The sequence below is a fragment of the Amycolatopsis sp. QT-25 genome (genome assembly GCF_029369745.1).
GTDB lineage: Bacteria > Actinomycetota > Actinomycetes > Mycobacteriales > Pseudonocardiaceae > Amycolatopsis.
This window is the reverse complement of the sequence record NZ_CP120210.1, coordinates 6,632,709-6,648,151: the sequence shown is the minus strand read 5'-3', so window position 1 is coordinate 6,648,151 and position 15,443 is coordinate 6,632,709. Positions and strand designations below refer to the sequence as shown.

Annotated in this window: 18 protein-coding genes; 9 read left to right on the top strand and 9 right to left on the bottom strand. The window is 68.6% G+C overall.

What is annotated here, in order from left to right:
• Positions 1-52: 52 nt before the first annotated feature.
• A complete protein-coding gene (gene rsgA / locus P3102_RS31020; RefSeq protein WP_276363992.1) occupies positions 53-1,063 on the bottom strand; it encodes a ribosome small subunit-dependent GTPase A in 1,011 nt (336 codons plus the stop codon).
• Positions 1,064-1,164: 101 nt separating this feature from the next.
• Here rsgA and P3102_RS31015 point away from each other — a divergent pair, with 101 nt between their 5' ends.
• Both P3102_RS31015 and P3102_RS31010 read left to right on the top strand, forming a co-directional pair.
• Positions 1,165-1,923, top strand: a complete 759-nt coding sequence (locus P3102_RS31015) for an SOS response-associated peptidase (RefSeq protein WP_276363991.1) — start codon at positions 1,165-1,167, stop codon at positions 1,921-1,923.
• Positions 1,920-2,528 carry an alpha/beta family hydrolase gene (locus P3102_RS31010; RefSeq protein WP_276363990.1) on the top strand — a complete coding sequence of 203 codons (609 nt, stop codon included), beginning with the start codon at positions 1,920-1,922 and terminating at the stop codon, positions 2,526-2,528. Before P3102_RS31015 ends, P3102_RS31010 begins: the two co-directional genes overlap by 4 nt.
• Here the strand turns inward: P3102_RS31010 and P3102_RS31005 are convergent.
• Positions 2,478-3,041, bottom strand: coding sequence for a hypothetical protein (locus P3102_RS31005; protein ID WP_276363988.1), 564 nt, complete (start codon positions 3,039-3,041; stop codon positions 2,478-2,480). The genes P3102_RS31010 and P3102_RS31005 overlap by 51 nt on opposite strands.
• A 457-nt stretch (positions 3,042-3,498) precedes the next feature.
• Positions 3,499-3,975 (bottom strand): Cys-tRNA(Pro) deacylase, encoded by a 477-nt coding sequence (gene ybaK, locus P3102_RS31000; RefSeq protein ID WP_276363987.1) that lies wholly within the window; start codon positions 3,973-3,975, stop codon positions 3,499-3,501.
• A 190-nt stretch (positions 3,976-4,165) separates the two neighbouring features.
• Between ybaK and P3102_RS30995 the strand changes: the two genes are divergently transcribed.
• The 3 genes from P3102_RS30995 (at position 4,166) to P3102_RS30985 (ending at position 6,898) form a co-directional block, all read left to right on the top strand.
• Positions 4,166-4,804: a sigma-70 family RNA polymerase sigma factor gene (locus P3102_RS30995; RefSeq protein WP_276371426.1), complete on the top strand. Its 639-nt coding sequence runs from the start codon at positions 4,166-4,168 to the stop codon at positions 4,802-4,804.
• Positions 4,801-5,124: a mycothiol system anti-sigma-R factor gene (gene rsrA / locus P3102_RS30990; protein WP_276363985.1), complete on the top strand. Its 324-nt coding sequence runs from the start codon at positions 4,801-4,803 to the stop codon at positions 5,122-5,124. The genes P3102_RS30995 and rsrA overlap by 4 nt, the downstream gene beginning before the upstream one ends.
• Before the next feature lie 250 nt (positions 5,125-5,374).
• Entirely contained in the window at positions 5,375-6,898 is a 1,524-nt protein-coding gene (locus P3102_RS30985) for a PAS domain-containing sensor histidine kinase (protein WP_276363983.1), read from the top strand.
• A 294-nt stretch (positions 6,899-7,192) separates the two neighbouring features.
• Here the strand turns inward: P3102_RS30985 and P3102_RS30980 are convergent, their stop codons facing one another.
• Together P3102_RS30980 and P3102_RS30975 are read right to left on the bottom strand one after the other, a co-directional pair.
• Complete coding sequence (locus P3102_RS30980; RefSeq protein WP_026466945.1) at positions 7,193-7,447, bottom strand: WhiB family transcriptional regulator; 255 nt, start codon at positions 7,445-7,447, stop codon at positions 7,193-7,195.
• Between the two features lie 273 nt (positions 7,448-7,720).
• Positions 7,721-8,647 (bottom strand): diacylglycerol kinase family protein, encoded by a 927-nt coding sequence (locus P3102_RS30975; RefSeq protein ID WP_276363981.1) that lies wholly within the window; start codon positions 8,645-8,647, stop codon positions 7,721-7,723.
• Positions 8,648-8,938: 291 nt separating this feature from the next.
• Between P3102_RS30975 and P3102_RS30970 the strand changes: the two genes are divergently transcribed.
• Positions 8,939-9,442 carry a hypothetical protein gene (locus tag P3102_RS30970; protein WP_276363980.1) on the top strand — a complete coding sequence of 168 codons (504 nt, stop codon included), beginning with the start codon at positions 8,939-8,941 and terminating at the stop codon, positions 9,440-9,442.
• Between the two features lie 105 nt (positions 9,443-9,547).
• On the opposite strand, the gene P3102_RS30965 is transcribed toward P3102_RS30970, so the two are convergent.
• On the bottom strand, positions 9,548-10,030 hold the full coding sequence (locus tag P3102_RS30965; protein WP_276363978.1) for a GNAT family N-acetyltransferase: 483 nt from the start codon (positions 10,028-10,030) through the stop codon (positions 9,548-9,550).
• Complete coding sequence (locus tag P3102_RS30960) at positions 10,027-10,626, bottom strand: acid phosphatase (RefSeq protein ID WP_276363976.1); 600 nt, start codon at positions 10,624-10,626, stop codon at positions 10,027-10,029. The genes P3102_RS30965 and P3102_RS30960 overlap by 4 nt, the downstream gene beginning before the upstream one ends.
• Positions 10,627-10,688: 62 nt before the next feature.
• Between P3102_RS30960 and P3102_RS30955 the strand changes: the two genes are divergently transcribed.
• Both P3102_RS30955 and P3102_RS30950 read left to right on the top strand, forming a co-directional pair.
• A complete protein-coding gene (locus P3102_RS30955; RefSeq protein WP_276363975.1) occupies positions 10,689-11,159 on the top strand; it encodes a hotdog fold domain-containing protein in 471 nt (156 codons plus the stop codon).
• 269 nt (positions 11,160-11,428) lie between these two features.
• Positions 11,429-13,036, top strand: a complete 1,608-nt coding sequence (locus tag P3102_RS30950; protein WP_276363973.1) for a GMC oxidoreductase — start codon at positions 11,429-11,431, stop codon at positions 13,034-13,036.
• Between the two features lies 1 nt (position 13,037).
• Here P3102_RS30950 and P3102_RS30945 read toward each other — a convergent pair whose 3' ends face one another.
• Positions 13,038-13,643, bottom strand: coding sequence for a dTDP-4-dehydrorhamnose 3,5-epimerase family protein (locus P3102_RS30945; protein WP_276363971.1), 606 nt, complete (start codon positions 13,641-13,643; stop codon positions 13,038-13,040).
• 392 nt (positions 13,644-14,035) lie between these two features.
• Here P3102_RS30945 and P3102_RS30940 point away from each other — a divergent pair, with 392 nt between their 5' ends.
• Entirely contained in the window at positions 14,036-15,196 is a 1,161-nt protein-coding gene (locus P3102_RS30940; RefSeq protein WP_276363969.1) for an NADP-dependent malic enzyme, read from the top strand.
• A gap of 96 nt (positions 15,197-15,292) precedes the next feature.
• Here the strand turns inward: P3102_RS30940 and P3102_RS30935 are convergent, their stop codons facing one another.
• Positions 15,293-15,421: a hypothetical protein gene (locus P3102_RS30935; RefSeq protein WP_276363968.1), complete on the bottom strand. Its 129-nt coding sequence runs from the start codon at positions 15,419-15,421 to the stop codon at positions 15,293-15,295.
• Between the last annotated feature and the right edge of the window lie 22 nt (positions 15,422-15,443).

Genomic DNA, 15,443 nt, shown 5'->3' with positions numbered 1-15,443 from the left:
CTCAGAAAAGTTGATCTAATCCGAACGGGTTATCGCTGCGGACGGGAATTAGTTACCGGTCGTCGTCATGCCCGGCTCGGGAACCCAAAAGTCGACGCAACGAGCCCAGTCGCTCCGTGCTCGCGTGACCCTCGGTGACCACGTCGTCGAGCGCGCAGTCCGGGTCCGAAGGCGGTCCGAGGTGGCCGCAGCCGGAGGGGCACTCTTCGGCCGCCTCGGCGAACTCCTCGAAGGCGAGCACGATGTCGTCGGCGGTCACGTGCGCGAGCCCGAAGGAGCGGATGCCCGGCGTGTCGACCACCCAGCCGCCGCCGGGCAGGGACAGCGCGACCGCCGCGACGGACGTGTGCCTGCCCTTGCCGACCGCGCTGACCACCCCGGTCGCCAGTCCGGCGTCCGGCACCAGCCGGTTGACCAAAGTGGACTTCCCGACGCCGGAATGGCCGACCAGCGCGGTGACCCGGTCCGTGAGCCGTCCGGTCAGCTCCTCCGGATGCTCGTCGTGCCGGGTGACCACGGCCGGGATGTCGAGGCCCGCGTAACCGGCGAGGAGTTCGTCCGGGCTCGCGAGGTCGGCCTTCGTCAGGCACAGGACCGGTTTCAGGCCACCCGCGTAACAGGCGACGAGGCAGCGATCGATGAAGCCGGTGCGCGGCGGGGGATCGGCCAGCGCGGTCACGATCAGCAACTGTTCGGCGTTGGCGACGACCACCCGTTCGAAGGGATCGGTGTCGTCCGCCGTCCGGCGCAGCACACTGGAGCGCTCCTCCACCCGGATGATGCGGGCGAGGGTGTCCGGCTTGCCGCTCACGTCGCCGACGATGCCGACGGTGTCGCCGACGACGACCGAGACGCGGCCCATCTCGCGGGCCCGCATCGCGGTGACGACCCGCTCCGGATCGGAGTCGATCGCGCAGGTCCACCGCCCTCGGTCCTTGCCGACGACCATCGCGGTGGAGGCGTCGGCGTGCTCGGGACGGCGTTTGCTGCGCGGCCTGGTGCCCTTGCCGGGACGGATCCGCACGTCGGATTCGTCCAGCCTGTGCCAGTCCTTGCCAGCCAAACCGCCTCCTGCTCTTCGCCCACCGCGGACCAATGATCCCATGCTGTTCGCCATCGCCGGGCCGGCGTGTAACGATGGCGGTCGATCAGGGAGGTTTTCGCATGTGCGGGCGCTATGCCGCCACCAAGGACCCCGCGGCGCTGATCGACGAGTTCGCCGCGGTGGATCTGACCGAGGGCCGGATCCGGACCGATCACAACGTGGCGCCGACCAAGGACGTCCCCATCGTGGTCCAGCGGCATCCGCGGGACGCCGACGGCGCGGTGCTCGAGGACGAGCCCGCCGTCCGGTCGCTGCGGATGATGCGCTGGGGACTGGTCCCCTTCTGGGCGAAGGACCCGGGAGTCGGCTCGAAGATGATCAACACGCGTGCCGAGACGGCCGAGGAGAAGCCGTCGTTCAAGAAGGCGGTCTCCGCGCGGCGTTGTCTCGTCCCCGCCGACGGCTGGTACGAGTGGCGGCGAGACGGCAAGGAGAAGCAGCCCTTCTTCATGACCGGACCGGATGACGGCTCGCTCGCGTTCGCCGGAATCTGGGAGACCTGGCGGCCGAAGGACGACAAGGACGCCGACCCGCTGATCACCTTCTCCGTGATCACCACGGACTCGGTCGGCAGGCTCACCGACATCCACCACCGCATGCCGCTGCTGATGCCGCGCGAGAAGTGGGACACCTGGCTCGACCCCGATCGGCCCGACGTCACCGAGCTGCTCGTCCCGCCCGCCGAGGACCTGGTCGATACGATCGAGCTGCGGCCGGTCTCCAGCCTGGTCAACAACGTCCGCAACAACGGCCCGCAGCTGCTGGACCGCGTCGAACCCGCCGCCGACACCGCGCTCTTCGACGTGCCGAAGTCATGACGAAACTGGAGATCGACACCGCCCACGGCCCCGCGCGGGTCGAGCTGCACTGTGCCGCCGACGGCATCGCGGTGCTGATGCTCGGCCACGGCGCGGGCGGCGGGATCGGCGCGAACGACCTGGTCGCGGTCACCCGGGCGGCGCAGGCGGCCGGTGTCCACGTCGCGCTCGTCGAACAGCCGTACCGGGTGGCGGGCCGTCGTGCTCCCGCGCCCGCCACCCAGCTCGACACCGCCTGGCTCGCCGTGGCCGACGAGATTTCGGCGCGCTTCGACGACCTTCCGATCGTCTTCGGCGGCCGATCCTCCGGGGCCCGCGTCGCCTGCCGGACCGCCGCGGCGGGACAGGCGGTGGCGGTGCTCTGCCTGGCTTTCCCCGAACACCCGCCCGGGAAGCCGGAGAAGTCCCGGCAGGGCGAGCTGGACGCCGTCGAGGTCCCGACGCTCGTGGTGCAGGGCGCGCGTGACCCGTTCGGCCTGCCCGAGGCGGGACCGCATCACGAGATCGTGGTGCTCGAGGGCGACCACGATCTCAGCGCGGACCTGGAGGGCGTGTCACGCGCGGCCGCCGAGTGGCTGGAGCGTGTGCTGCGGCCGCTCGCCTGAGAGCCGTCGCCGGGCGTAGTGCACGGTGACGACCGCCAGCAACGGACCCCAGAGCAGGAGCGGCGCGTAACAGGCCGCCATGACGATGCCGTAGACCGGCGAACCCTCCCAGCTGCCCTGCGCCATCGAAGAACCGGCCTCCGCCCAGCCGAACAACCCCTGAACGCTCAGCGCGGTCAGCGCGATCGCCCCCGCGGCGGCCGGGAGGATCGCGGCGAGCGGCGGGATCCGGCGGCCACGCAGCCCCGGGATCCAGCGCGGCCACACCTCACCCCACGGCCGGACCAGCCCGAGGGTGAGGAACGCGAGCGCTTCGGCGAGCAGGCTCAGGCCGAAGACGTAGGCCTGGCCCCAGCCGGGGATGCCGAACTCCTCCAACCCTTGCGCGGTGAACCCGACCGGCAGGCCGAGGCCCATCGCGATCCGCCAGAGCCCGGACGGCAACGTCACTAGCAGCGTCGCGTGGGCGGCGAGGTTCGCCCATCTCGGCACACCGGGCAAGGTCTCGGTCATTTCGTCGCTCCCAGAAGTCGTCGTTCGCTTGCCGACGACGATTCCCGGACGCGGCCGCGTGAGCTTCCCGCCGCGGACCGACCCCGCTCCCTCGCTGGGGTGAAATTCGCGCCTCCTCGGCTGCCGCGGCGCCTGCGATTGCGCTAGCGCCGCTAGGAAAGCTAGCGATACTAAAGGTCCCTTGCTCCCTCAGTGCCGCTGCCGCGAAAGCCCTTCCGTGCGCCTGGCGCGAGGAAAGCGGAGGGGTATGTGGTGATCGCTCAGCGCGTACCGGGTGCCGACGATGGAGGAATCGGGACGTTGAGTATCCCTATTCCTCCATCGTCGAGAGGGCGTTCCGGTGCTTGATCGCCGGAGGACACGCCGCCCACAGCGACAGCGAGAGAAGGCCGGATTCCCCTGGGCAAGCAAACAAGGATCCGCCGAGGAGGCCTTCACGGACCGCTGAGACGGGGCGTCAGCCCGCGATGGGAGCCACCACGGCACCGGTCAGCCGCACCAGGTCACCGGGCGCGAGTTCGACCTCCAGGCCCCGGCGCCCGGCCGAGCAGTGCACGGTCTCGAACTTCTCCGCCGAGGCGTCGATCACCACCGGCAGCCGGCTCCGGTGCCCGAGCGGCGAGATGCCGCCGAGCACGTAGCCCGTCGCGCGCTGCGCGGCGGCGGGGTCGGCCATCTTCGCCTTCTTGCCGCCCGCGGCGGCCGCCAGCGCCTTCAGGTCCAGCTGGCCGGTGACCGGGACCACGCCGACGGTCAGTTTCCCGTCGACCTCGGCGACCAGTGTCTTGAACACGCGCGCGGGATCGAGCCCCAGCGCCTCGACGGCTTCGAGACCGTACGACTCGGCCCGTGGATCGTGGTCGTAGGCGTGCAGTACGTGTGCCACCTTCTGCTTCGCCAGCAGTGCCGTCGCCGGGGTTCCCTTGCCTGCCATGGGCGGAGTCTACGAGCGCGCCGGGAATGCCCCGCCGGGCCGCACTGTTGGAAGGCACGTGTCCACCACACTCGAAGCTCCCCGAATCCTGATCCCGCGCACGCCGGGCGGCCAGGTGATCCGTCCGCGCGTAAACTCGACGTCGTCTCATGCGCACAAGCGCATCGACGCCGATCGGGAAGGGAACGGTTTGCCGAGCACGCAGAATCCCGCGCCGGACACGGGCACGGACGCCGAAGAGGCGGCCGCGCGGGCCGAGCGCTTCGAGCGGGACGCGATGCCCCTGCTCGACCAGCTGTACTCGGCCGCCATGCGGATGACCCGGAATCCCGCCGACGCCGAGGACCTCGTCCAAGAGACGTACCTGAAGGCGTACGCGGCCTTCGCGTCCTTCAAGGCGGGTACGAATCTCAAGGCGTGGATGTACCGCATCCTCACGAACACCTACATCAACGGCTATCGCAAGCGTCAGCGCCAGCCGGTGCAGCAGCCCACCGAGGAGATCACCGACTGGCAGATCGCCAAGGCGGAGAGCCACACCTCCAGCGGGCTGCGCTCGGCCGAAGTCGAGGCGATGGACAACCTGCCCGACGCCGACGTCAAGGAAGCGCTGCAGAAGCTGCCGGAGGAGTTCCGCCTCGCGGTCTACCTCGCCGATGTCGAAGGTTTCGCGTACAAGGAGATCGCCGAGATCATGGACACGCCCATCGGCACCGTGATGTCCCGGCTGCACCGCGGCCGCGCCCAGCTCCGTGACCTGCTCGCCGATGTCGCCCGCGAGCGGGGCTTCATCCGCGCGGACGAACAGCGGGAGGTGGCGGGGCGATGAGCGAGGACTACTGCGCCGGCGCGGACGACAAGGTCAGGTGCGAGGAGGCGCTCGCCGACATCTACCTGTTGCTGGACAAGGAATGCAGCGCCGAGCGCGACGCCGCCCTGCGCAAGCACATCGAGGACTGCCCGCCGTGCCTCGAGGAATACGGGATCGACGAGCACATCAAGCAGCTGCTCGCCCGTAAGTGTGGCGGCGACCACGCGCCGGACGAGCTCAAGTCCCGGCTGCGGGCGTCGATCCGCCAGACCGTGCAGACCAAGGGCGCCATCACCATCGAGCGCACCGAGGTCAAGATCGAGCAGACCTTCGAGTAAGGCGACTCGGGACACACGAAGGCCCCCGTACCGGATCGGTGCGGGGGCCTTCGTCGTCTGATCGAATGATCAGGAGTTGGGCTTCTTGCCGTGGTTCGCGCCGTTCTTCTTACGGTCGCGACGCTTGCGGGCGCGCTTCGACATGTTTCACTCCTCGTCCGAGTGGCCCTCGCGGGGTGATACGACACCGCTGGGCCAGGGTCAACCTCTCCAGTGTGTCATGCGGCCCTCACCCTGCTTGGATGGGGACGTGTCCACCCTTGCCGATCTGCTCGCGGAGAACACCGGCCTGTCCGGTGAGGCCGCGGATCATCTCCAGACCGTGGTCGCCGAATGGCAGCTGCTGGCCGATCTGTCCTTCGCCGACTTCCTGCTTTGGGTCGCCGTCTCGGAGGAGTTGCAGCCCGACGGTGGCGACTACGTCTGCGTCGCGCACGCGCGCCCGACGACGGCGCCGACCGCCCATCCGGAGGACGTCGTCGGCTCCCGCTTCACCGTCGACGAGCATCCCCAGCTGGCCAAGGCGAGCCGCGAGGTGCGGATCTGCCGCGAAGAGGATCCGCACTGGTATCGCGACCTGCCGATGCGCCGTGAGGCGATCCCGGTGGTGTTCGCCGGCACGGTGATCGCCGTTCTCAGCCGCGAGACCAACCTGGCGGCCTCACGGGTGCCGAGCCCGCTCGAAATCGCCTACCTCGGCAGCGCGGGCGACCTGTGCCAGATGATCGTCGACGGCACCTTCCCCAGCCCGGGCAACCAGACGGACACGCACACCAGCCCGCGCGTCGGCGACGGCCTGATCCGCCTCGACCCGACCGGCACCGTGGTCTTCGCCAGTCCGAACGGGTTGTCGGCCTATCACCGGATGGGGCACGAATCCGACCTCGTCGGGCAGCGCCTCGCGCCGTTGACCCGCTCTCTGATCCGTGACCCGTTCGACGCGACCGAGGTGTCGCACCGGATCATCGAAGCGCTCGACGGCAAGCCCAGCAGCCGCACCGAGGCGGATTCCCGCCGCGGCGCCGTCGTGCTGTTCCGTGCGCTGCCGCTGCGTCCCGCCGGCCAGGCCGCGGGCGCGCTGGTGCTGGTGCGCGATGTCACCGAGGTCAAGCGCCGTGACCGCGCCCTCCTTTCGAAGGACGCGACCATCCGTGAAATCCACCATCGGGTGAAGAACAACCTCCAGACCGTCGCCGCGCTGCTGCGGCTCCAGTCACGCCGGACCGCCAGCGAGGAGGCGCGGCTCGCGCTCGGCGAGTCCGTGCGCCGGGTCTCTTCGATCGCGATGGTGCACGAGGCGCTGTCCATCTCGGTGGACGAACGGGTCGATCTCGACAAGCTGCTCGACAACGTCCTCCCGATGGTCGGCGAGGTCGCCACGGCCGAATCGCAGGTCGGTCTTTCGCGCACGGGCTCGTTCGGCGTCGTCGTCGCCGAGATCGCGACGCCGCTGGTGATGGTGCTGGCCGAACTGGTCCAGAACGCCATCGAGCACGCGTTCCCCGGCGGACGGCCGGGCAAGGTCGAACTCGAGGTGGAACGCTCGGCCCGCTGGCTCGACGTCGTCATCCGCGACAACGGCCGCGGGCTGCCCGCCGGGTTCTCGCTGGAACGCAGCGACGGACTCGGGTTGCAGATCGTGCGGACCCTGGTGGAGTCGGAACTGCGCGGATCGCTGTCACTGCGCGGACTGCGCGGAGAATCCGAGGAGATCGGCGGCCGCCGTGCGGGAACCGAAGCGGCCCTGCGGATCCCGTTGTCGCGGCGTCTCTAGTGGACTGTCCCTGGTGATCATCCTTTGTGGACTGTCTCATCCGGACACGTTTTAGGGCCGGCGCCCGAAGAGAAAGATGGCGCCGGCCCTGTAACGGTTCCGCGGGAGGACTTGGAGAAAGTCCGGTGAAGCCATACCCCCGTGAGGGCGTGTCGGCCTCGCTTGTTAAGCTCAAGTCGGGTAGGTGTCCCCTCGCGACGCAGGGCCATGCAGCCGTCGCGCCGCGGGATTCCCGAAGCTTGGGGTGCTACTCGATTTCGGTTATTTCGATGAAGCGTGCTGAGTCTTGAAAACTCAGGCGGAGGTACGCGTGCCGATGTGCGTACGACGGCGCTTCAGGGCCCGTCGCTCGTCCTCGCTCATCCCGCCCCAGACGCCTGCGTCCTGCCCGCTGGCCAAAGCCCAGGCCAGGCAGTCGGAAGCGACGGTGCAGCGGTGGCACACGGATTTCGCCTGAGTTACCTGCGACAGAGCAGGACCGCTGGTTCCCACCGGGAAGAACAGCTCGGGGTCCTCGTCTCGGCAGGCCGCGTCATGGCGCCAGTCCATGTTTCTGAGCTCCTTCATAACGGCGCGGTACTCCGCGCCATAGTCGTCATGGCGGTCGTTTTTTTGGGTGCTTGTGAATGCTTTCACGAAGCACTCGTTTCGACAAGGGTTTTCTGCAGATCGGTGAGTCAGCTCACCCGGCCGAGCGACGCTTCTGACCTGCGGTTTCGTTCCGAAACAGCCTTCCGGAGGGAAGGCCGATGCGGTGAGCGGAGGTTCTGCGTCGATGAGCGGCAGGTCGCACTTTGCCGCAGACGATCAGCGGTCCGGTCGTCAGACGATTACCGTCAGTGCTTCCGGGACGCTGAAGAACTCCACCCGCTTCCGCTGGCCGACGAGGTCGCCGTCCACCTGGAAGTTTACCGGTTCAGCAGCGTCGATGCGGATCATCGGCAGGTCATCGTGACGAAGGAGACGTCGTCCGCGTTGGTCGCTCTTCGTGAGCAACGCCTGCCGTACATGCTTGAACACGGTGGGCAATCGCAGACCGTTCAACGCGAAAAGGCCCAATCCGGTGTCGAACGAACTGCCCGGGTTCAGGTGGACGGGACGGTCTCCCAGATAACTCCACGGATCGGTGTTCGACACGAAAGCGGTCAGCACTTCGGTGGGCTCTTCACCCGGAATCCGGACCGTGAGGGGCGGACGGCCGAGCGGAGGCCGCAGATGCGACACCACGGCGGCCCTCAGATAGAGCCCGGCGGTGGTCTGTTTGCCCCGTCGCTTGGCCACCCGGCCGACGACGTCGGCGTCCCAGCCGAGGCCGGCGTTGAAGGTGAACCAATGGCCGTCGGCGATCCCGAGCCCGACTTTGCGGCTCCGGTCGTTCTCGATGGCGTTGAGAAGCTGATAGGTCGCTTCCACGGGATCGTGCGCGATGCCCAGCGCGCGGGCGAAGACGTTCGCCGAGCCGCCCGGCACGACACCGAGCATGGGGACGTCGCCCACCTTCGCCGGATCACCGTCGGCGTCCGCGAGCAGGCCGTTGACCACCTCGTTGACCGTGCCGTCGCCGCCGTGGGCGACCACCAGGTCGATCCCGTCACGGGCGGCGGACCGTGCCACGGCCATCGCGTGGCCGCGGTAGTCGGTCTCCACCACGTCGAGTTTGACCTGGCTGGCCAGTGCGTGCGCCAGCACGTCACGGCCACCGGCGGTGGTCGAGGTGGCCTGGGGATTCACGACGAGGATGGCACGCACACACCGCAGGGTAAGCCTCTTCGGCCCGAAGAGGGGAGCGTCAGGTGACGCGAAGCTCAGTGCCCGTGCGCCTCGAAGCAGCACCGTATGACCCCTGTGGCGGGCGTTCCTCCTCACCGCCGTGACCGACAGTGTGTCGTGCAGTGTGTCGTGACAAGTGCACCCGGGCCGACCGCCCGCTCATCGACGACGCCTCCGATTCTTCCTGTACGGCGGTCCGGGGAAACCGGCCGACCGGGTGGCATACGATCGAAAGTGCTCACGTACGGTGACCCGCCCTGGTGGAGCGCCGTGACCGGAAGCCTGGAAGGCTGTTTCGCCGTGTCCATCGCAGACAAGCTCTCGCCCGCGCCCCGTGAAGTCCGCCTCGCCGGGGCCGTCACCGCGCTGCCGGGGCTCGCCCTCGTCGTGTTCGCGATCCTGCTCCTGGTCGACGGCCAGGCGGGACCGGAGAACCTCGTGGCCGAGGTCGCCTATTACCTCGTCCTCGCCGCCGGAACGCTGGCCTGCGCCGCCGGGCTGATGCTGGGGAAGACGTGGGCGAGGTCGCCCGGTGTGGTCGTCGCGCTGATCCTGGTGGGGGTCGGCTGGTACGGCGCGGGCCCGTCCGGGCAGCCGCTGTGGGGAGTGCCGCTCGCGCTGATCGGCGTCGCCGTCATCGTGCTGCTGTTCCGCCGCCCCTCGCGAGCGTGGGCGCTCGGGATGCGGGAGGGCGAAAGCGAGGAGGAGGCCGCCGAGCGCGACGGCGCCGCGGGCCGTGCGGCGCGGCGCGAACGCGAAGAGCGGGACTCCTGACTCCACACTCGCGTGTTTGGAGACGTAACTCGCGTGATCGAAGGCGTAACTCGCGAGTTACGCCTTCAATCACGCGAGATACGTCTCTGATCACGCGAGTTACGCCTAGGCCTGGGCGGCGAGTGCCTTCAGGGGTTCGTCGGTGAGGCGGTCGACGGTCCATTCGTCCATCGGCACCGCGCCGAGTGACTTGTAGAAGCCCTGCGCGGGGTTCCAGTCGAGCACCGACCATTCGAGGCGGGCGTACCCACGCTCGACGCAGACTGCCGCGAGGGTGGCCAGGAGCGCCTTGCCGAGGCCGGAGCCGCGCTGCTCGGGGCGGACGTAGAGGTCTTCCAGGTAGATGCCGTGCACACCGCGCCAGGTGGAGAAGTTGAGGAACCAGAGCGCGTAGCCGACGATCTCGCCGTCGACCTCGGCGACGTGCCCGAACAGGCCGGGAGCCGCGCCGAACAGCGCCGTGCGCAGCTGCCCGGGCGTGAGGTGGCATTCGTCCCGGGCGCGTTCGAACTCGGCGAGGTCGTAGACGAGCTGGACGACGGCGTCCACGTCTTCTTCGCGGATACGCCGGATGCGGTCGTCGGTCACGGTCCGTCCTCTGAGGTGGGGAGCAGGTTGAGGTGGTCGATCTGGGGCTCGCCGCGTTCGTCGCCGAGCACCGCGACGCCGGCCGGGTCGAGTCCGAAGTGGACCCCCGCCGTCGACGGCAGGCCGATCCAGCGTGCGACCAGCACGCGGCTGAAGTGCCCGTGACCGACGAGGATCACGTCGCCCTCGCCGAGCGGGCCGCGGACGCGTTCGATCACCTTGTCCGCGCGGGCGTCGACGTCCTCCGCGCTTTCACCGCCGGGGATCGGATGCGACCAGACCGTCCATCCGGGCACGGTCTCGCGGATCACCGGCGTGGTGACGCCCTCGTAATCGCCGTAGTCCCATTCGGCCAGCTCTTCGGTGACCTCGTCGACGTGCAGCCCGGCCAGTTCGGCCGTCCGCAGCGCGCGGGTGCGGGGACTGGACAGCACGAGCGCGGGAGAGCCGCCGAGCACCGCGCGCAGGGTGCCGCCCGCCGCGCGGGCCTGCCCTTCGCCGTCGGCCGTGAGCGGGATGTCGGTGCGTCCGGTGTGCCGTCCGTTGGCGGACCACTCGGTCTGACCGTGCCGGAGGAGAAAGAGCCGATTTGCCACGGTGCGAATATAGCCTGTGTCCCGGTTATGCTACTGGAGAGTAACATGATGAGGAGACCGTGATGGCGCAGAATCCGACCTACGCGATGTGGAACCGGCTGGCGGGCAAGCCGGTCGGCAAACAGCTGTTCTCGGCGGCGATGTGCCTGCGGGTGCCGTACTTCCGGACGGTGCTCCCGGCGGTGCGCGACCTGCGTCCCGGCCGGTGCGAGGTGACGTCCCCGAAGTGGTGGGGTGTGCACAACCACATCAAGACCTATCACGCGATCGCGGCCTGCAACCTCGCCGAGATCGCCATGGGCATGCTCGCCGAGGCGACCGTCCCGACGACGCATCGCTGGCTGCCCAAGGGGATGACGGTCGCTTACGTGGCGAAGGCCGAAACGGGCCTGCGCGCGGTCGCCGAACTGCCGGAGTTGCCGGAATTCGGCGACGAGGGCTTCGAGCTCCCCGTGCCGGTGACGATCACGGACACGAACGGGAAATCCGTTGTCACGGCGACCATCACCATCTGGGTGACCAAAAAGAAGTAAGACGCTCTCGCGCCCGCCATTCGGCACGTGAATGCGGTCCTTGCGCGTGCAACTACCGCAACCAGGTGACTAATTGCGATGGTCAGAGGGGCTTGAACCGGACGTAGGTCGTTGGCCCGCGTCGGCCTGGGTCACATCGGGGAAGGTTCCCAGGGGGATCCCTGGAGTTGCCACGTTCGAGTGAAAATAAACGGTGTTTACCCAGCTGACGCGAATTTGCTTCGGATTCGGCCTTGAAGCGGCGTCGAACGGCGGGTGATCATCGGCCCATGTCCGCACTGTCGCGCCGCGAGTTCCTCGGGTTCACCGCGCTCAACTCCGCCGCGACTCTCGGGCTCACCACGATTTCCACCGCGCGGGCTCGAGAATCGTCTCCGGGCTTCTCGACGGCCGTGGTCGTCGGCACCGGCTACGGCGCCGCGGTCACCGCGCTCCGCCTCGGTGAAGCCGGGATTCCCACGGTCATGCTCGAAATGGGCAGGTTGTGGGCCGAACCCGGCCCGGACGGCAAGGTCTTCTGCGACATGCTCCGGCCGGACCGGCGGGCCATGTGGTTCAAGGACCGCACGCAGGCCCCGCTCGCGTCCTTCCTGTGGCTGGACCTGGCCAACCGCGACATCGAACGGTACCCCGGTGTCCTCGACCGGGTGGACCACGGCGACATGTCCGTCTACGTCGGACGAGGGGTCGGCGGCGGCTCGCTGGTCAACGGCGCGATGGCCGTGACACCGAGGCGGTCGTACTTCGAGGAGATCCTGCCCGCCGTCGACGCCGACGAGATGTACGGGAAGTACTTTCCGCGGGCCAACCAGGCCCTCGGCGTGAACCACATCGATCCGCGCTGGTTCGAGACCTGCCGTTCCTACCGCTACGCGAGGGTTTCCCGGAAGGCGGCGGCGCGAGCGGGACTCAAGACGGTGTTCGTGCCCAGCGTCTACGACTTCGAGTACATGAAGCGGGAAGAAGACGGCACGGTGCCGCGGTCGGCGCTCGCGTCGGAGGTCATCTACGGAAACAACCACGGCAAACGTTCCCTCGACAAGACCTACCTCGCGGCCGCGCTGGGCACCGGGAAGGTGACCATCCAGACGCTGCACCAGGTTCGCGGGATCACCCGCCAGGCCGACGGCACCTACGTCCTCACCGTGCACGAGACCACGGAGGACGGCGTGGTCGTGGCGAGGAAGCAACTCGGCGCGAAGTACCTGTTCCTCGGCGCCGGCAGCCTGGGTTCGACGGAACTGCTCGTACGGGCACGGGAGACCGGGACGCTGCCCGAACTGAACGACGAGGTCGGCCGCGGCTGGGGCACCAACGGCAACGTGATGCTGGGCCGCGCCGGCCACGCGTGGGATGTCGGCGGATCGCTGCAATCGGGGATGCCCGCGCTCGGCATCGACGCGTGGGACGACCCGGTGAACCCGGTCTTCGCCGAGGTCGCACCGGTGCCTGCCGGGATCGAGACCTGGCTGAGCCTGTATCTGGCGATCACGAAGAACCCCGAACGCGGCCACTTCACCTACGACGCCGCCACTGATTCCGCGCGACTGCGGTGGGACGCGGCGCAGGGGCGGTCGTCGATCGGCGCGGCGAAGTCGTTGTTCGACAAGGTCAACCGCGCGAATCGCACGATCTACCGGAGTGACCTGTTTGGGGATACGCGGTCGTTCGAGGATCGGTTCACCTATCACCCGCTGGGTGGGCTGGTGCTGGGTGAGGCCACCGATCCGTACGGCCGGGTGAAGGGCTATCGAAACCTCTACGTGACCGACGGATCGCTGATCCCGGGCAGTACCGGGGTGAACCCGTTCGTCACGATCACCGCGCTGGCCGAGCGGAACGTGGAACGCGTGCTGCGGGAGGACTTGACGCGCTAGCTCAGCCCGCGGTCCGCAACTTCTCGTAGTACGCCACGCAATCGTCGTAACGCGGCAGCAACCCCTGCTCCAAGGCCTCTTTCAGATGGGGTGCGGCGATGTCCTTTTCGGACACGACGGGCTCGATGTCCTGCGGCCAGGGCAAGGCGAGATCGATGTCCATCGGGTTGACGCCGTGCTCGCCCGCCGGGTTGTACGGCTCGGAACAGAGGTACGCCATGACCGTTTCGTCTTCGAGTGCCATGAAGGCGTGGCCGAGGCCTTCGGCGAGGTAGACCGCTTTGTATTCGGAGCTGTCGAGCAGTACGGACGCCCATTCGCCGAAAGTGGGCGAGCCGACCCGGAGGTCGACGATCACGTCCAGCAGCGAACCACTCGGGCAGTACACGTATTTCGCCTGCCCCGGCGGCGTGTCGGCGAAATGCACGCCGCGGAGGGAACCGCGCCGCGAGACGCTGGTGTTGGTCTGTCCCAGGCGAAGCCGGTGGCCGACCGCTTCGACGAACACCTCTTCCTGGAACGGCGCCACGAACAGGCCGCGGTGATCGGGGAAAACGTGCGGGGTGAACTCGAAACAGTCGGGGATGCCGAGGCGCCTGGCTTGCATGACGTCAATGCTAACCAGGCGTTCCCAAACCGGATGGACGTCTTGCGAAACCTCTCGTGAGCTGCGGAAAGCCGGACCGCTTTGTGACATGAACCGCACCAGAGGGGCACACTGGTCCGCCTGCCTGTCACAATGATCTGACCGCTGCGTCCGCGGCCGTCGCCACACCCACGGCACCGATGGCCGATTGGACGCTTCGCCGACAGGCCGGCGCTACCGCGCTGGGCTGCCGTGTCGGAGGACGAGTTACCCCAGGTGGCCGGGCCCTGCCCAGTTTCGGCCTGCTCACCGGCCAGTTCCCCCGCTCGCAGTCCCAGGAGAATCCCATGACCTTCGCTCGAATCGAGTCTTCGCCGTCCTTAGCCGCGGCGGAAGCAACGACGGGAACCACGATGACCACGCCAGTGACGGACACCGAGATCTTCGCGGGCCACGAGGGCGGCAAGCTCTCCGTGGCCGCGACGCGCCCGATCTCCTCGCCCCGTGACCTCTCGGTCGCGTACACGCCTGGGGTGGCGAAGGTGAGCCTTGCGATCGCCGAGGACGCGGCCAAGGCGAAGCGGTACACGTGGGCGGACAGGCTGGTCGTGGTGGTGAGCGACGGTACGGCGGTGCTCGGCCTCGGTGACATCGGCGCGAGCGCGTCGCTGCCGGTCATGGAGGGCAAGTCGGTCCTGTTCAAGACCTTCGGCGGGCTCGACTCGATCCCGCTGGTGCTCGACACCACCGACGTCGACGAGATCGTCGAGACCCTGGTCCGGCTGCGCCCGTCGTTCGGCGCGGTGAACCTGGAGGACATCTCGGCGCCGCGCTGCTTCGAATTGGAGGACCGCCTCAAGGAGGCCCTCGACTGCCCGGTCATGCACGACGACCAGCACGGCACGGCGATCGTCACGCTGGCCGCGCTGCGCGGGGCGAACCAGGTCCTCGGCAAGGACATCTCCGGCCAGCGCGTGGTCGTCTCGGGAGCGGGCGCGGCGGGGGTGGCCTGCGCCAGGATCCTGCGGAACGCCGGCGTCGCGGACGTCACCGTGCTCGATTCGCGCGGCATCATCCACTCCGGTCGCGACGGCTTGAACCCGATCAAGCAGAAGCTCGCCGAGACCACGAACACGGCCGGTCTGCGCGGCGGCCTCGGCGAGGCGCTGAAGGGTGCCGACGTCTTCCTGGGGCTGTCCGGGGCGACCATCGACGAGAGCCTGCTGGCCGGGATGGCAGGCGACGCGATCGTGTTCGCGTTGTCGAACCCCGACCCGGAGGTTCACCCGGCCGTGGCGTCGCAGTACGCCAAGATCGTGGCGACCGGGCGCAGCGACTACCCGAACCAGATCAACAACGTGCTGGCGTTCCCCGGTGTCTTCCGCGGCGCGCTGGACTCCGGCGCGCGGGCGATCACGGAGAACATGAAGCTGGCCGCGGCCGAAGCGATCTTCGCCGTCGCGCAGGACGACCTCGGCCCGGACCGGATCGTCCCGAGCCCGTTGGACCCGCGGGTCGCGCCCGAGGTGGCCGCGGCCGTCGCGAAGGCCGCCGAGGCCGACGGCGTGGTGTGACGGTCCCTTTCACGTTCGCTCAAGCGCTATGAAGGGCCTCTTCATGGCAAAATTCGCCATGAAGGGGCCTTTCATGGCATCCGGGGGTTGCGCTGGTCATCCGGTCGGGACGGCCGGATCGGCGCAGGGGACGAGAGTGGAATCGGCCAGCCGCGAGCCGGGCGAATGGAGCGTGTGGAAGACGGTGCGCACGTCGTGCTTCCCGACGTCGCGCTCAGGCTTCAAGCAGCCCAGGTCGGTGTAGACA

Excerpts from the sequence above, each read along its gene's own strand:
- P3102_RS31015 (WP_276363991.1), top strand. The coding sequence starts at position 1,165 with ATGTGCGGGCGCTATGCCGCCACCAAGGACCCCGCGGCGCTGATCGAC.
- P3102_RS31010 (WP_276363990.1), top strand. The coding sequence starts at position 1,920 with ATGACGAAACTGGAGATCGACACCGCCCACGGCCCCGCGCGGGTCGAG.
- P3102_RS31005 (WP_276363988.1), bottom strand. The coding sequence starts at position 3,041 with ATGACCGAGACCTTGCCCGGTGTGCCGAGATGGGCGAACCTCGCCGCC.
- ybaK (WP_276363987.1), bottom strand. The coding sequence starts at position 3,975 with ATGGCAGGCAAGGGAACCCCGGCGACGGCACTGCTGGCGAAGCAGAAG.
- rsrA (WP_276363985.1), top strand. The coding sequence starts at position 4,801 with ATGAGCGAGGACTACTGCGCCGGCGCGGACGACAAGGTCAGGTGCGAG.
- P3102_RS30980 (WP_026466945.1), bottom strand. The coding sequence starts at position 7,447 with ATGGACTGGCGCCATGACGCGGCCTGCCGAGACGAGGACCCCGAGCTG.
- P3102_RS30955 (WP_276363975.1), top strand. The coding sequence starts at position 10,689 with ATGGCGCAGAATCCGACCTACGCGATGTGGAACCGGCTGGCGGGCAAG.
- P3102_RS30950 (WP_276363973.1), top strand. The coding sequence starts at position 11,429 with ATGTCCGCACTGTCGCGCCGCGAGTTCCTCGGGTTCACCGCGCTCAAC.
- P3102_RS30945 (WP_276363971.1), bottom strand. The coding sequence starts at position 13,643 with ATGCAAGCCAGGCGCCTCGGCATCCCCGACTGTTTCGAGTTCACCCCG.
- P3102_RS30940 (WP_276363969.1), top strand. The coding sequence starts at position 14,036 with ATGACCACGCCAGTGACGGACACCGAGATCTTCGCGGGCCACGAGGGC.